Here is a 15,597-nt window from a genome sequence, read left to right on the forward strand (position 1 = left end):
ATTATGAATTCACTGATCGACCGGCGTCTGAATGGCCGCAATAAAAGCGCGGTCAATCGGGAACGCTTTCTCAGGCGATACAAAGACCAGATCCGCAAGGCCGTGCAGGATATGGTGCGTGAGCGGTCCATCGAAGACATGGACCAGGGCGGGGAAATCAACCTGCCCGCTCGCGATATCTCCGAGCCGCATTTCAGGCACGGCCAAGGCGGCGATCGCGAGCTGGTGCATCCCGGCAACCGCGAATTCGTCAAAGGCGATACCTTCCAGCGTCCTCAAGGAGGGCAGGGGCAGGGCGGGTCCGAGCCTGGCGAAGGCGAGTCCGTAGACCAATTCACCTTCAGTCTGTCTCGCGCCGAGTTCCTGAACCTGTTCTTCGAGGACCTGGAGCTGCCGCATCTGATACGTACCCAACTGGGTGACGTAGAGCAAAAGAAATGGCAGCGCGCGGGATATACGACGACAGGTTCTCCGAGCCTCTTGAGTGTCAGCCGTACGCTCAAGGCCTCGTTATCGCGCCGCGTCGCGTTGACGGTCGCCGCGCGTGCTGCGCTGGAGGCGGCTCAGGCCAAACTGGACGCTGCAATCGCGAAGGGCGCTCCGCAAGCCGAGATCGATGCCTTGCGCCAGGAGGTCGAGGATTGCCAGCAGCGTCTGGACAATGTCCCGTTTCTGGACGATCTGGATCTGCGTTATCGCAACCGTATTGCTGTCTCCATGCCGATGGCGCGCGCGGTGATGTTCTGCTTGATGGACGTCTCCGGCTCGATGGACGAGGGCAAGAAAGATCTCGCAAAGCGCTTCTTTACGCTGCTGTACTTGTTCCTGTCGCGTAAATACGAGCATGTGGATGTGGTGTTCATCCGTCACACCGACAATGCCGAGGAGGTCGACGAGCAGACCTTTTTCTACGACCCCAAAAGCGGTGGCACCATCGTGCTGTCGGCGTTGGAGTTGATGAACGAGATCGTGCAGAAACGCTACCCGCCCAGTGCCTGGAACGTCTATGCGGCGCAGGCCAGCGATGGCGATTCGTTTGGCGCAGACGCTGGTAAAAGCGCACGCTATTTGGCCGAAAATCTGTTGCCCGCCACGCGTTATTTCGCGTACATCGAGGTCCCGGATTCGCCAGAGGCCCGCAAAAGCAGCCTGTGGGCCGAATACGAACAAAAAACGGCGCCGCATTTTGTGATGCGCCGGATCTGCGAACGCGGAGAGATTTATCCCGTGTTCCACGATCTGTTCAAGAAGGAGCCCGTATCATCATGAACGCACTGACTGGCTCTCGTGCCGAGCTGGAGGCCCTGCAAGGGGCTCGGCCCATTTCCGAAGACTCCGAATGGACCTTCGAACTCATCCAGCGTTATGACGAAGCCATCGCCGAGGTGGCCGAAGAGTTCGGTTTGGATACCTATCCGAACCAGATCGAGGTGATTACCTCCGAGCAGATGCTGGACGCCTATGCGTCAGCAGGCCTGCCCATCGGCTATCCGCACTGGTCCTATGGCAAGGAATTCATCCGCAACGAGCAGTTCTATCGCCGCGGGATGCAAGGACTGGCGTATGAAATCGTCATTAACTCCAATCCCTGCATTGCCTACCTGATGGAAGAAAACACCATGGCCATGCAGGCCCTGGTGATCGCCCATGCTTGCTACGGGCACAACTCGTTTTTCAAAGGCAACTATCTGTTCCGTCAGTGGACGGACGCCGACAGCATTCTGGACTACCTGGTCTTTGCGCGTAAATACGTCATGGACTGTGAAAGCCGCTACGGTATCGATGCGGTGGAGTCTTTGCTGGACTCTTGCCATGCTTTGACGCCTCATGGCGTGGATCGCTACAAGCGTCCCACCCCTGTGTCGTACAAAGAAGAAGCCCAACGCCAGGTCGAGCGGGCCGAACATGCTCGGCTGCAATACAACGACCTGTGGCGCACCTTGCCACGTGTCGAGGCCGACGCGGCGGCGGAAAAGCAGCGCGTCGTCTTTCCTCCTGAGCCCGAGGAAAACCTGCTGTATTTCATCGAGAAGCATTCGCCGAAGCTGGAGCCCTGGCAGAAAGAGCTGGTGCGCATTGTTCGCAAGATCGCGCAGTATTTCTACCCGCAGGGCCAGACCAAGGTCATGAACGAAGGCTGGGCCACGTTCTGGCACTACACCATCCTGAACCGCCTGCACGAAAAAGGCCTGGTGACCGATGGCTTCATGATGGAGTTCCTGCAGAGCCACACCAACGTCGTCAGCCAACGCGGTTTTGACGAGCGCGGCTATGGCGGAATCAATCCCTATGCGCTGGGGTTTGCCATGATGCAGGATATCCGCCGCATCTGCGAATCCCCTACGGAAGAAGACCGTAAGTGGTTCCCTGATATCGCGGGCAGCGACTGGCTCAAGACGCTGGATTTTGCGATGCGCAATTTCAAGGATGAATCGTTCATTTCGCAATATCTGTCGCCGCGGCTGATACGCGAGTTTCGCTTCTTTGCGATCGCCGATCATGAGGCCAATCCCGTGCTCGAGGTCGCCGCGATTCACGACGATGAGGGCTACCGCCACATTCGCAAATTGCTGGCCGAGCAGCACAACCGGGACAATCAAGTACCGGATATCCAGATCGTGCGCTATCGCCGGGAGTCGGATCGTTCGCTGGTGTTGCGGCACTTGCGTACCCGCGGCCGGCCGTTGTCGGCGGAAGACGCCGATCAGGTCATGAAACATCTGGGCCGGTTATGGGGCTTTAAAGTCCGGCTCGAAGAAACCGAGCCCGATGGGACGGTGAGTTCATACCGCGAAGTCAGTCCGACTGCACCGTATCGCGAAGGCATGTAGTTGAGCGCTTCTCGCTGTGTCGTCATCTGCGGCACATAGTGACCCCCTATAATTCAGAACAACTTTCAGCCTGGCGCACGCGCCAGGCTGTAGTCCTGCTTTCTTGCCCGTTGTCGTTTGCCTTTTTCCTGCATTCTGGAGCCGCTATTGCCCGATTCCGCCGAAAATTTCGTGTCTGCCGAACTGGTCGCCGTCCTGGTGGCAGTGACCAAGGGCGAACCGCGTGTGCTGGTTCGCACGAATGACGCCGCCAGCGGCGCGCGCACGAAATACGACGGCTTGCCTTCGGGGGCATTCCAGCCCGGGCATCGATCCTTGCAGGCAGGGATGCGGGCGTGGGTAGAAACCCAAACCCATCATCCGCTGGGCTATGTCGAGCAGTTGTACACCTTTGCCGATCATGATCGGTTTGATGAATCCGGTCCTCGCGCGATTTCGATCAGCTACCTCTGTCTGACCCGGGAAGGCGATGCAACCGGCGGCACCGAGGCCGTATGGCAAGACTGGTACCGCTATTTCCCCTGGGAAGACCGCCGCGGCGCAGAGCCCGAGGTGTTGACCGAGCTGATCGTGCCGCGGCTGCGTCAGTGGGTGGCCGACACGCGCGACGCCGGCTTGCGTGGCCTGCGTGCGCAACGCTTGGCAGTGGTCTTTGGCCTGGACGATGCGCCCTGGAACGAAGACATGGTGCTGCAGCGTTACGAGCTCATGTACGAAGCTGGCCTCGTGCCTGAGGCGACGCGGCATACCCCCTCGGCCGAGCGGGATGCGGTGCCCGGAGACCCGATGCGCACCGATCATCGCCGCATTCTGGCAACCGGGATCGCGCGCTTGCGTGCCAAAATCAAATATCGGCCAGTGGTGTTCGAGCTACTACCCGCCGAGTTCACCCTGCTGCAATTGCAGCAGACCGTCGAGGCCCTGGCTGGACGGGATTTGCACAAACAAAATTTCCGCCGTTTGATCGAGCAGCAGAACCTGGTCGAAGAAACCGGCGGCATGTCGGCGGCGGGCGCTGGCCGGCCGGCCAAGCTTTTCCGATTCCGCCGTGATTTACTGGCCGAGCGCGCGATAGCCGGCAGCAAATTGCCCCTGTCCCGGCAGGCCTGATTGCGTTAACGGGAAACCACGCGTTGCCGCACTGCACAACAAGAAATGCTTGACAGTCATTTATGCTCAAAATTAGCATAAATGCGTGATGCCCTATGGGCGCTTTTTTGGCTTCTAAAATACTCAAAATGAGCATATCTAATACTCTTGCTGTCTCGCCGTTGCCAGCCGTGTTGCTGGAGCCCTTAGTGCGTAACGCGCTCGTCGAGGATCTGGGACGTGCCGGCGACATCACTACCGATGCCATCGTGCCGGCGGATGCCATGGCAGAAACCCGTCTGGTTGCTCGACAAGACGGTGTGCTCGCGGGTTTGGATCTGGCACGCATCGCATTCGGACTAGTCGATCCGCGCATCGAGTTTCAGCCTCGGCTGGCTGATGGTGCGACGCTTGCGCCCGGCGCTGAAATTGCGCTTATCCGCGGACCGGCGCGCGGCATGCTGACAGGGGAACGCGTGGCGTTGAATTTCCTCTGCCACCTGAGTGGCGTGGCATCGGCCACCGCATCGATCGTGCATTCCATCCGCGAATATCGCGCGCGCGTGACCTGCACGCGCAAGACCATGCCGGGTCTGCGTGCCGTACAGAAATACGCCGTCCGTGTCGGTGGCGGCAGCAATCACCGGTTCGGCCTGGATGATGCCGTATTGATCAAGGACAACCACATCGCCATCGCCGGCGGTGTGCGCCAGGCTGTCGAACGCGCGCGTGCGGCGATCGGGCATCTGGTCAAGATCGAGCTGGAGGTCGATACGCTGGAGCAGTTGCGTACGGCGCTCGATTTGGGCGTGGAGGTCGTGTTGCTGGACAACATGGGGCCGGACATGTTGCGCGAAGCCGTGCGCATGGTCGATGGCCGTGCGATCACCGAGGCCTCCGGCCGCATTACGCCCGAGACCGCGCCTGCGTTGGCTGCGACGGGCGTGGATCTGATGGCCATCGGTTGGTTGACCCACAGCGCGCGGGTATTGGATATCGGGCTGGATAGCTAGATTTGCGGAGCATCCGATGAAAACGCGTTTCGACCTTTCCCGGCGCGCCGCGCTGCTGATGATGTCTGCGCTGGTTGGATTGGGGGCAGCGTTAGGGGGAATGGGTTTGCTGTCCGCAGCGGGATCCGAGACTCGCACTGCTGTACAGAGTTTTCCCAATCGGCCCATCACGATCATCGTGACGTTTCCTCCTGGAGGAGGAACGGACTTGTTGGCCCGTAAGCTCGGCGCCTTGATGCAGCAACGCCTGGGACAGGCCGTGGTGGTCGAGAACCGGCCGGGGGCGAGCGGCAATATCGGCGCCCGCGTCGTGGCTGACGCAGCGCCCGACGGCTACACCCTGTTGATGGTCAATAGTTCGTTTGCCATCAACCCGGGTGTGTACGGACATCTGGGTTTTGATCCCAAGGGCGATTTTCAGGCCGTGATCAATGTGGCATTCGTGCCCTCGGTACTGATCGTGCCGCACGATTCCCCCTATCGCACGCTCACCGATTGGATGGATGCCGGCCGCAAACCCGGTGCGATACTGCCTTTTGCATCATGCGGCAATGGCGCGCCGCAACACCTCGCCGGAGAAATGCTGACAGCCAACGAGCACCTGCCCGTGCAACATGTGCCGTATCGCGGCTGCGGCCCTGCGTTGACAGACGTGCTGACGGGCCAAGTTCCCCTGGGCATCGTGACAGCGTCCAGTGCATCGCCATTTCTGCAGGCCGGTAAATTACGGGCGCTGGCAGTGACCTCACCGCAACGCTCTACGCTGATGGCGGACGTGCCAACGGTGGCAGAGCAGGGCATGCCCGGATACGAGCTGGATCAATGGCACGGGCTGTTGGCCCCGGCCCAAACGCCGAAGGACATCGTCGCGAAACTGAATCGCACCGTGGCGCAGATCATGAAACAACCTGATGTGCGGCGCGATTTACTGCAGTTGGGATTCAACCCGACGACTAGCACGTCGGCCGAGTTTCAGTCGCTGATCGGTCAGGATATTGACCGGTTTGCGTCGCTGACGCAGCGGATCGGGTTGCGGGCGGATTAACCGTCGGTCTATCCGCCCGCTGTGCGGTTTTTACTCCAGCACGACTTTGGCGTCAGTTGCGATCTTGCCGAACTTGACGGTCTCGTCAGCGATATAGGTTTTAAAGGTCGCAGCGTCTTTGTACGACACGGTGATGCCGGCAGCCTCCAGTTTGTCAGAGACTTCTGGAGTGCTCAGCGCTTTGTTGAGCGCGTTGCTCAACGTGGCGATGGCAGCAGCATCGGTTTTGGCAGGCGCCCACAGGCCGAACCACAAGACAACATCCACGTCCGCCAGCTCAGGCGTTTCGGCCAGCGCGGGCAGATCCGGGGCGGCCTTCGTGCGGGTGGCGGAGGTCACGCCGATGCCTTGCAGCGCGCCTGAGCGGATATGGGGCAGGGCGGTTGAAAACACGAGCACGCCGCCTTCGATCTGGCCGCCAACGATGTCCGCCAGGGCTGGCGCACCACCCTTGTAGGGCACGTGGAACATCTTGCCCCCGCTTTCTTTGGCGATCAGTTCGCCCGCCAGGTGCAGAGGGGTACCGATGCCGGACGTACCGTAACGGAACTCCTCGGTCTTGGTGCGCGCGAGAAACTCGGCCACCGTCTTGATACCGAGATTAGGCGCTGCGACCAAGGCCAGTGGTTGCGAGCCGATTTGTCCAATGGGCGCCAAGTCGCGTTGGCCATCGAATTTGACGTGCGGATTGATCTGGCTCGCAATCGAGATCTCGCTCGGCGAGCCCAGCAGAATTGTGTAACCGTCAGGCTCGGCGCTGACCACGCGGTTTGCACCGATGACGCCGCTGGCGCCCGGTGCATTCACGATGACAACGCTTTGGCCCAACTGGTCGCCCATGCCGGCGCCGACGATGCGGGCGATCAGGTCATTGCTGCCGCCGGATGCATAAGGCACCACAATGGTCACCGGTTTGTCTGGAAATGTGCTGGCGTGCGATGGCACCGAGAGCATGGCCGCGCAGGCCGCAAAAACGCTGGTCAGACATTTTTTGAGTGTCGACATGATATTTCCCCTTGTTGATATGGATACGATGGGTTAGCCCATTTGTTTCAATTTGTGACTAACACCGGTTGGCGAGGTGGAATTGTGCCGTTCAAGGCGCGATGAAGCAAATCGGTTCCCAACAGAAAGTCGTCGATATCCATGGCCTCGTGCGGATTGTGGGATCCGTTTGCGTTGCGTATGAACACCATGGCCGACGGAATGCCGGCATTGGCAAATACCGATGCATCGTGCCCGGCGCCGCTAGGAATCCGCTCGAGCGTCATGCCCGTTTGTGCTGCCGCTGATTCCAGCTTTGTTATCCAGGCCGGGTCCATCGTCGCCGGCTCTGTGAAGAGGCGCTCGTCGAACTCAAAACGCACGCCTCGACTGGCTTCGATGGCGCGGCATTCGTCGCGCATCAAGGTGTAGAAACGCTCCAGTGTCTGCGTGTCTTGGCTGCGCACCTCAAAGCTCAGTTGGACTTCGCCCGGAATGACGGATACGGCGTGCGACTGCTGCGGCGTCGAACAAATGCCGCTTGTCATGACCAGATCCATGCCCATCTGCAGCAGGACCCGCCAATGTTCGTCCATGCGTGACAGCAGTTCCGCGACGGCCAGCAGTGCGTCTTTGCGCAGCCAGCGCGGCACCGCGCCCGAGTGTCCGGTTTCACCGATGCAGCGCACGTGATTGTGTCGAATGTTCCCTCGAATGCCAGTAACTGCGGCAACAGGCCACTGGCGAGCCACCATGACCGGGCCCTGTTCAATGTGCAGTTCCAGATAGGCGCCCATCCGGGCAGGATCAATCATCGGCTCTGCACGGCGGACTGCCTCGATATCGACGCCGCAGCGGGCCATCGCGTCACCCAGCGTGCCTTGTCCGCCGCGGTGGGCCATGTTCAACGCGGCAGCGGGCAAACGGCCAAGCAACGCGAGCGATCCCATATAGGCCTTGCCATACCAGGCACTTTCTTCGCCGCGCAGCGCCAAAACGCGCACGGGTGGCGCGTCCTCGTGATGCCCGTGCAGACTGGCCAACACCAGCATGCCGGATACGACGCCTGCCAAGCCATCAAAGTTACCGCCCTGCGGGACGGAGTCCACATGCGATCCGATCGTGACAAAGGGATCGGGCCGCTTGTCTTGTGGCAGCCACATCCATAGATTCTGAGCACGGTCGCGTTCATACGCCAGGCCCAGGCGTTCGGCATGGTTCTCCAGAATTCGCAAGGCGGCTTCTTCGCCTGCGCCGTAGCTTTCACGCGTGACGCCCAGGCCGTCATGCGTGGCCTCACGGATTTCAGCGAGCATCGTTTGCGCCAGATCGCGCAGGATGGGGGATGTCTGGCTGCTGGTCATGCGCCAGTTCCTCCGTGGCCGATGGACCATACCACTGGGTCTGCGGCGAAATCGGCCAGCATGGCAGCCTGCGCGTCATTGAGTTGTCCGCTGGCCAGCAGTGCCTGATGCAGATGCGGCCACGACGCCAGGGCGTGCAACTGCAGCGAATGATTCGCGAGTGTCTGGTTTTCCTGCGCATAGAGTGCATAGTCCAGCAGGACCATTACATGTTCCACAGTGGGTCCCGACTGGCGCAGCGCTGCGACCGCGCCTGCCTTGGAGCGGCCATCGGTTGTGATGTCATCGACCAGCAGTACGCGGGCATCAGGGGGCAGCCGGCCTTCGAGTTGAGCGGTGATGCCCCAGCCTACTGGCCGCTTGCGCAAATACAGCATGGGCAGTTGCAGCCGTTCGGCCAGCCAGGCTGCGATGGCGATGCCCGAGCTCTCTGTGCCCACGATGGCATTGATCTGGCCCTCTGCAATGACCGGGGCGACCGCGCGTGCGGCGATATCCATGACCTCGGTGCGCCATTGCACATCCGACATCAAGACATGGGCGTCCACATAGACCGGGCTGGCCCAGCCCGAGGTATAGAAAAAGGGTTGATCTGATGCGATGCGCACGGCGCCCAGCGTCACTAACGCCTGGGCGACACGCGGGGCGTCGGAAACGGAGAGAAGCATAGGATGTCCGTCGGCAAAAGCTCGATGCTATGGAAATCCCCCCATCCATGAGAAGCGGTGAAAATTCAGCGAGCCGTTCCTAAAGGAGATGGCTTGGCCGCGGTGTTGCGTTACGATGCCTCTACTCCAGGATGAAATCTGCCTACCCATTCCGTTTCGCGTTATCCAGCCATAGCGCTATCGCGCGCCCGTCTCCTCATGTCCATGTTCGCCTCTCCCCGCAGCTTTTTACGTCACGTTGATCTCTCGACGCTGGACCTGTTCGTCTTGACGTGTCAGTCCGGCAGCATTGCCAGGGCGGCTGCGCAGGGGCAACTGGTGGCCTCTGCGGTCAGCAAGCGGATTGCCGAACTGGAATCCCTGGCTCAGACGCCTCTGTTGCTACGCCATGCCCGAGGCGTACGGCCCACCGCGGCGGGCGAGTTGCTGTTGCGGCATGCGCACGCGATCTTGCAGGAGGTCGAATACCTGCGCGCCGATCTGAGCGAGTATGCCCGCGGCGTGCGAGGCGTGGTGCGTCTGAGCGCGAATGCCTCGGCTGTCGAGCAGTTCTTGCCTGAGGACATCGCTGCTTTCATGAGAGAGCACGCCGAGATACGCATCGATCTGCGCCAAGCGACCAGCCGCCGAGTCGCTCAGGCCGTGAGGGACGGAGAGGCCGATCTGGGTATCTGCAGCCCCAGCGATGAGGCGGGGGGATTGGAATCGCTGCCGTATCGGCGTGAACGCATGGTCTTGGTCATGCCACGTACTCATCCATTGGCCGAGCATCAGCAACTGGCTTATGAACAGGCTTTGGATCATGCGCAGATAGGCTTGCGCGACAGCAGCATCATTCAGGAAACGTTGAGCCGTGCCGCGCAAAGCGGGCGGCGCATGCTGCGGCAGCGTATCGAGGTCGATAGCCTGAGCGCCATGTGCCGCATGATCGAATGCGATCTGGGCGTGGGCGTCATGCCTGAGGGCGCGTATCAGTCTGTCGGCAGGCCGCGCCGGTTGCGGGCCGTGCCGTTGACGGACACATGGGCGGAACGCACGCTGAACCTGTACGCCGTCAGTTTTGCGGAGCTGCCGGCAGCCGCCAGGCATTTCGTGGCGAGCCTCAGCCAGTGAGGCTGATCGCTTAACCGAAGGCACGCACCGCATTGCTGACTGAGCGGGCACACTCCATGATCTTGGAGGCGATCTGCTGCCGTACGGTCTCCAGCGTCCAACGGCTGGGTGGCGTGATCACATTGAGCGCAGCGATGGGCTGCCCTTGCCCTCCCATGATCGGTACGGCAATAGCCATATCACCTGCGTACAGCTCTTCGGTATTCAATGAATAGCCCAATCGCCGGCCCTCATGCAACAAGGCTTTTAATGTCGGCTTGTCCGTAACGGTGTTGGGCGTATAGGCCTGCATGGGGATAGTGTCCAGCAGCGCATCGCATTCAGGCTCAGGCAATGCCCACAAATACGCCCGTCCCGACGCCGTGCAGAACATGGGGATGCGGCACCCGATCGGCATGTGCATAGGAATGAATCGATGACTGGCAAAACGTGCCACGTACACCATCTCATGCCCGCTGGGTTCCATCAGATTGACAGTCTCGCCCGTCGAATTCGAGAGCTCCGCTAAAAACGGATTGGCGACATCGACCAGTGTATCGGCCGCGAGATAGTTGTAGCCGATATCCATGACTCTGGTCGTCAACTGAAACCGCCGCGTTTGCGGATGTTTCATCACATATCCCAGGCTCTCCAGCGTGTAGACGATGCGTTGTACCGAGCTTTTACTGAGCTCGGTCACCTCAGCGATTTCCCCCAGTGTCATGGTGCGGCGCTGGGCAGTGAAGCTGCGCAGGACTTCGATACCCTTTTCCAGGACCTGTACAAATAGCGGATTATCGCGAGGGGTGCTCTGATCACGCTTCATCGATGCTCCAGGGCCGGCGCGACCCGCTCTTGTTGTGCTTGCATGGTGTGTCCGCATGCCAGTAGGCGCTTTATTCAATCCTAAACCGCTAAATAACGTTGTTTTATATCGTCGGCAGTTCGGAATTCATCCGCGTTGCCATGATAAACGATATGGCCTTCTTCCAGAATGTAATGGCGCGATGCCAGTTTTTCGCAGACTGCCAGATTTTGCTCGACCAGTAAAATTGTCATGCCACGTGCAGCGATCTGCACCAGCGTTTCCGTGATCTGCTCCACAATCACGGGCGCCAGGCCCTCGGTGGGTTCGTCCAACAGCAGCAAGTGCGGGCCGCCCAACAGCGCGCGAGCGATCGCCAGCATTTGTTGTTCCCCACCCGAGAGCTTTCCGCCGCCATTTTTACGGCGCTCGTGCAGTCTAGGAAATAGTCGGTAGACATCGTCCAGCCCCCAGGCAGATCCTTTACGCAACGCGACGCGCAGGTTTTCCTCGACGGTCAATAGCGAAAAAATTTTCCGGTCTTCGACGACCAGCGCGACCCCTTCACGGGCGATCCGGTGGGTCGTTTCGTCACTGATGTCCCGGTCGCGTAAAGATACTTTTCCGCCTTGGCATTTCACCATGCCCATTACGGTTTTCAGTGTCGTCGATTTGCCTGCGCCATTACGTCCCAGCAACGTGACAATCTCGCCCTCGTCGACGTGCAGGTTGATGTCTCGAATCGCATGGCTGGATCCATAGTAGCCATTCACGTTGTGTAGGCGTAACAAGGTGCTCAAGATAAGGCTCCCGATCCCAAATATGCGCGGCGGACGTCGGCATGGCCTTGAATATGATCCGGGGTGCCTTCTGTCAGCACCTTGCCTTGCGCCATGACGGTGATCCGATCGCTGATCGTCAACACAATGCTCATGTTGTGTTCGATCAACAATATCGTGTGATCACGCGCCACCTCTTGGATCAAGTCACGCATCACCGGCAAATCATTGACGCCCATTCCCGATGTCGGCTCGTCGAGCAACAGCAGTTTTGGCCGTGCAGCCAGACACATGCCGACCTCCAGCATGCGCTGCTGACCATGTGCCAGGGTGCCTGCGCAGACGTCGGCATAGCGCTGCATGTTCAAGCGCTCAATGAGAGTCTGCGCCCTCTGCGAGGCCTGCTCTACGCGTTCGACGCGCTTCCAGAAACACGCAGCATCGCGCCGCATGACGGCTTGCGCCGCGAGCCGCAGGTTTTCGCGCACGGACAACTGTCCGAACAAGGAGGTGATCTGAAACGAGCGAGCCATGCCGCGATGCACCCGTTGGGTGTCCGAGAGTCCAGTGACGTCATGCCCTGAAAAGCGGATACTGCCTCTGCTGGGCAGCAATGCACCACCCAGCAAATTGAACAGCGTGGATTTTCCCGCGCCATTTGGGCCGATCACAGAATGAATATGGCCCCGCTGGATACGCAGGTCCACTCCGGAAACGGCATGAAAATCGCCGAATTGCTTGCCCAGTCCCTGGGTCTCGATCATGGCTGATTCGAGGACCGCATTGTCATTGCGCATGTTCAGTCCTCCTTGATACCCGCCACGATCTCAATGCCTGTTGTACGCCACCCCAGAGTCCTCCCGGCGTGGACATGCTGATGAATACGAGTAGAAAGCCTATCAGCATGGGCCAGCGTGGCCAGATGGTCGACAACCATGATGACAGGACGACATAAAAGAGGGCACCGACCAATGACCCCGCCAGAGATCCTCCGCCGCCTATCAAGGTCATGATCAAAATGGTTTGACTCATCGTGACATCGATGGTCGTCAGGGTGGCAATGCCCAGAAACGGCGCATACAGCGCACCCGCGAGCCCGGTCAACAGGCCAGAGAATGCAAATGCTGCGAGTTTGAATCCCCGCACGTTATAGCCCACTGCCGCAGCACGGACCTCGTTTTCCCGGATGGCGACCAGGGTAGAGCCGAAGGGCGATCCGATGATGCGTTGTAGCGCAAAAAAAGCCAATAAAAACAATACGGCGCTAAATACGTAAAACGAGGAGGATTGACTGAGCGATATATCCGCCACGCCAAATAACGACAAAGGCGGGCGAGGAATATCCGTCATGCCGTTGTCACCGCCGGTGATGTCTCGAAATGAATAGGCGAGAAAATAGAATAGTTGAGCGAAGGCAAGCGTGAGCATCACGAAATAAACACCCCGTTGCCGTATCGAGAAAAATCCCACCAGCACCGCCGCTGCCGTGCCGACGAGGGCCCCAATCAGCAGCATGGAAAACAGGCCCGCGCCCCAATGGGTGCCTGCATAGCCCGCTGCATAAGCGCCCATGCCAAAGAAGATACCCTGGCCAAACGACAACAGCCCTGTATAGCCCAATAGCAGATTGCAGCCCAGCACTGCTATGGCAAAAATCAACACCTCATTGGCCTGTGAGTAGCTGGGTAGTATGAAGGGCAGCAGCAACAACAGCAGTGGCGCCGCGGTCCGGTTGGCAATACGCATGAGTCTGCTTTCCATCAGCCTCTCCCAAATAGTCCGTATGGGCGCATCAGCAGCACCATGGCCATGCATACATAGATGACGGGACGCGCCATCTCGGGCCAGATGCTGCTGAGCAGGCTTTGCAGCACGCCCACCAACAGTCCTCCGACCAAGGCCCCGGAAAAGCTGCCCATGCCTCCGATCACGACCACAACGAACGCGATGCTGAGTCCGTCAAGTCCCATGAACGGCTCCACCCCTCTAATGGGGGCGGCCAATACTCCCGCCAAGGCGGCTAATGCCACGCCCAGGCCGAAGACGAGCATGAAAATCTTGGGAATATCGTGCCCCAGCAGCGAAGTCATATCGCCGTGTTCGCTGCCGGCACGCACGATAGCTCCTAGACGGGTGCCTTCGAGCAACCACCAGAGAACCAGCGCGAGTACTGCGGTGAATGCGATGACGAACAAGCGATAGGTGGGATAGATGAATGATCCGAATTCGACGATTCCACCCAATGCCTGAGGGGTGGGCATGTGCAGCGCATCGGTTCCCCAGAGGACAATGGCCAGTTCCTGCAGGATCATCGACAAGCCGAACGTCAGCAGTATCTGCGCCATATGCGACAGCCGGTAGGCGTGCCGCAACAGCACGCGTTCCAGCGCGATCGCGAATACGAACACCACGATGGGTACCACGATCAGGCTGACCCAGAAGTCCAGCCCCAGTGATACCACGATGGCATAGGCGAGATAAGCGCCGATCATGAAGAACGCACCATGTGCGAAATTCACGAACCGCAATAACCCGAAGATGATCGACAAGCCGACCGCCATCAGGAAATAAAGCATGCCTACGCCTATGCCATTGAAGATCTGCAGTAGGTAAAGCGTCATGAGGTCCCTTTCCCGAGAAGGAGTAATGAACGCCGCGCCTCGGTCAGGTGCGGACCATCTTGCAGACACTTTGCGCGATGGGGATCGTCGACTCGCCCTCACTGACGATCACCGCCATTTCATTGGGGTCAGTAACCTCTGACGCCTTCTTGCCCTTCATCAGGTAGTATTTTTTGATGCCCTGATGGTCAAACGCGCGGATCTCCTCCGGTCCGGTCAGTCCGTCATATTTCCAGCCTTCGAGCGCTTTGATGACTTTCGCTGCATCGTCGGAACCGATGCGATTGATGGCCTCCAGCGTCAGTCGCGTCGATATATATGTCAATGCACTGTTATAGGGCGGTGTGACGTTGAAATTCTTGCGGCACAGTTCAACAAAGTGCTTGTTTACAGGCGCATCCACGCCATGCCAATACTGGCAGCCGAAGTACACGTCTTCGACGATATCTTTTCCGAGCGCATGAAACTGTGTGACGCCATCCGAGTACGCCATCAGGATCGTCATCCTGTTCTTCATGCCAAACGAAATCGCCTGGCGCAGCGTGGCCGAAGATTGTGCGCCATAGTTCAGGATCAGCAGGACATCGGGTTTTGCGGCCATGGCGTTGGTCAGATAACCGCTGAATTCCTGTTCGGTCAACGAGTGATAGCTGTTGCCGACGTGCTCGATATCCATTTCCTTGAAAATGCGCTTTGCATTGTTCAACAAGGCGTCTCCGAACACGTACTGCGGTGTGATCGTGTACCAGCGCTTGGCCTGAGGCATCATCTTGGCCAGCGGGCGCACTGTCTGTTCGATCGCGCCATAGGTCGTACTGGACCAGCGAAACGTCGAGATGTTGCAGTCCGCGCCAGTGACCTCATCTGCGCCGGCCCCGATAAAGGCTACGCCACCTTCGCGATTCATCTCCTTGCCGACCGCGATGGCTTCTGAGGATAGCAATGCGCCACTCACATAACGCAGTCCTTCGCGCTGCGCGGCTTCACGGACTTTGCGCACCGCCACGCCGGGGTTGCCCTCCGAGTCGATGGAGACGATACGGGTTTTTTTGCCGAGGACTTCCGGTACATCCAGCGCCGCGGCTCGCGCACCGATGAGACTGTACTTGCCGATTTCTGCGAATACCCCCGACATGGGGGTGGCGCATCCCATTGGGAAAGTGCCGCTGTCAGCAGCGAGTACGCGTTGCAGTGGCAGTCCCGTCAGCGCCAAGCCACCGGAAATCTTGATGAAGTTGCGGCGATCCATGTTTATACCCCTTGTCTAATAATGCTTGCTTCATGAAAGAACAGCAGGAATGAGACC

The 15,597-nt window shown here is 59.1% G+C and carries 15 protein-coding genes; 6 read left to right on the forward strand and 9 right to left on the reverse strand.

All coding sequences use genetic code 11. The annotated features are described in order from the left end of the window. The first annotated feature begins 3 nt into the window (after nt 1-3). The 5 genes from ACNA0J_RS12485 (at nt 4) to ACNA0J_RS12505 (ending at nt 5,978) form a co-directional block, all read left to right on the forward strand. Nucleotides 4-1,269: a YeaH/YhbH family protein gene (locus tag ACNA0J_RS12485; protein WP_415819177.1), complete on the forward strand. Its 1,266-nt coding sequence runs from the start codon at nt 4-6 to the stop codon at nt 1,267-1,269. Then, nucleotides 1,266-2,831: a SpoVR family protein gene (locus tag ACNA0J_RS12490; protein WP_415819178.1), complete on the forward strand. Its 1,566-nt coding sequence runs from the start codon at nt 1,266-1,268 to the stop codon at nt 2,829-2,831. The genes ACNA0J_RS12485 and ACNA0J_RS12490 overlap by 4 nt, the downstream gene beginning before the upstream one ends. 147 nt (nt 2,832-2,978) lie before the next feature. After that, entirely contained in the window at nt 2,979-3,941 is a 963-nt protein-coding gene (locus ACNA0J_RS12495) for an NUDIX hydrolase (protein WP_415819179.1), read from the forward strand. A 128-nt stretch (nt 3,942-4,069) separates the two neighbouring features. Then, nucleotides 4,070-4,933 carry a carboxylating nicotinate-nucleotide diphosphorylase gene (nadC, locus tag ACNA0J_RS12500; protein WP_415819180.1) on the forward strand — a complete coding sequence of 288 codons (864 nt, stop codon included), beginning with the start codon at nt 4,070-4,072 and terminating at the stop codon, nt 4,931-4,933. A gap of 100 nt (nt 4,934-5,033) precedes the next feature. Continuing rightward, the gene (locus ACNA0J_RS12505) at nt 5,034-5,978 is read left to right on the forward strand and encodes a tripartite tricarboxylate transporter substrate binding protein (protein WP_415819287.1); all 945 of its coding nucleotides are present in this window, start codon (nt 5,034-5,036) and stop codon (nt 5,976-5,978) included. Nucleotides 5,979-6,008: 30 nt separating this feature from the next. Here ACNA0J_RS12505 and ACNA0J_RS12510 read toward each other — a convergent pair whose 3' ends face one another. The 3 genes from ACNA0J_RS12510 to ACNA0J_RS12520 are packed head-to-tail and all read right to left on the reverse strand — an operon-like array spanning nt 6,009 to nt 8,994. Beyond that, a complete protein-coding gene (locus tag ACNA0J_RS12510) occupies nt 6,009-6,983 on the reverse strand; it encodes a Bug family tripartite tricarboxylate transporter substrate binding protein (protein ID WP_415819181.1) in 975 nt (324 codons plus the stop codon). Nucleotides 6,984-7,030: 47 nt separating this feature from the next. Continuing rightward, nucleotides 7,031-8,326: a hydantoinase/carbamoylase family amidase gene (locus tag ACNA0J_RS12515; protein WP_415819182.1), complete on the reverse strand. Its 1,296-nt coding sequence runs from the start codon at nt 8,324-8,326 to the stop codon at nt 7,031-7,033. Then, nucleotides 8,323-8,994, reverse strand: a complete 672-nt coding sequence (locus ACNA0J_RS12520; RefSeq protein ID WP_415819183.1) for an orotate phosphoribosyltransferase — start codon at nt 8,992-8,994, stop codon at nt 8,323-8,325. Before ACNA0J_RS12520 ends, ACNA0J_RS12515 begins: the two co-directional genes overlap by 4 nt. A gap of 204 nt (nt 8,995-9,198) precedes the next feature. On the opposite strand from ACNA0J_RS12520, the gene ACNA0J_RS12525 reads away from it, so the two are divergent. Further along, nucleotides 9,199-10,107 carry a LysR substrate-binding domain-containing protein gene (locus ACNA0J_RS12525; RefSeq protein ID WP_415819184.1) on the forward strand — a complete coding sequence of 303 codons (909 nt, stop codon included), beginning with the start codon at nt 9,199-9,201 and terminating at the stop codon, nt 10,105-10,107. Nucleotides 10,108-10,117: 10 nt separating this feature from the next. Here ACNA0J_RS12525 and ACNA0J_RS12530 read toward each other — a convergent pair whose 3' ends face one another. From ACNA0J_RS12530 to ACNA0J_RS12555, 6 genes are all read right to left on the reverse strand, one after another. Then, a complete protein-coding gene (locus ACNA0J_RS12530) occupies nt 10,118-10,912 on the reverse strand; it encodes an IclR family transcriptional regulator (protein ID WP_415819185.1) in 795 nt (264 codons plus the stop codon). Between the two features lie 80 nt (nt 10,913-10,992). After that, a complete protein-coding gene (locus tag ACNA0J_RS12535; protein WP_415819186.1) occupies nt 10,993-11,691 on the reverse strand; it encodes an ABC transporter ATP-binding protein in 699 nt (232 codons plus the stop codon). Beyond that, nucleotides 11,688-12,467 carry an ABC transporter ATP-binding protein gene (locus ACNA0J_RS12540; protein ID WP_415819187.1) on the reverse strand — a complete coding sequence of 260 codons (780 nt, stop codon included), beginning with the start codon at nt 12,465-12,467 and terminating at the stop codon, nt 11,688-11,690. Before ACNA0J_RS12540 ends, ACNA0J_RS12535 begins: the two co-directional genes overlap by 4 nt. Further along, a complete protein-coding gene (locus tag ACNA0J_RS12545) occupies nt 12,457-13,431 on the reverse strand; it encodes a branched-chain amino acid ABC transporter permease (RefSeq protein WP_415819188.1) in 975 nt (324 codons plus the stop codon). The genes ACNA0J_RS12540 and ACNA0J_RS12545 overlap by 11 nt, the downstream gene beginning before the upstream one ends. Next, complete coding sequence (locus ACNA0J_RS12550; protein ID WP_415819189.1) at nt 13,431-14,291, reverse strand: branched-chain amino acid ABC transporter permease; 861 nt, start codon at nt 14,289-14,291, stop codon at nt 13,431-13,433. Before ACNA0J_RS12550 ends, ACNA0J_RS12545 begins: the two co-directional genes overlap by 1 nt. Before the next feature lie 43 nt (nt 14,292-14,334). Continuing rightward, nucleotides 14,335-15,540, reverse strand: coding sequence for an ABC transporter substrate-binding protein (locus ACNA0J_RS12555; RefSeq protein WP_415819190.1), 1,206 nt, complete (start codon nt 15,538-15,540; stop codon nt 14,335-14,337). Nucleotides 15,541-15,597: the final 57 nt, after the last annotated feature.

Origin of the sequence: Bordetella tumbae, from assembly GCF_965139195.1 — a bacterium.
Taxonomy (GTDB): Bacteria; Pseudomonadota; Gammaproteobacteria; order Burkholderiales; family Burkholderiaceae_B; genus Bordetella_A; species Bordetella_A tumbae.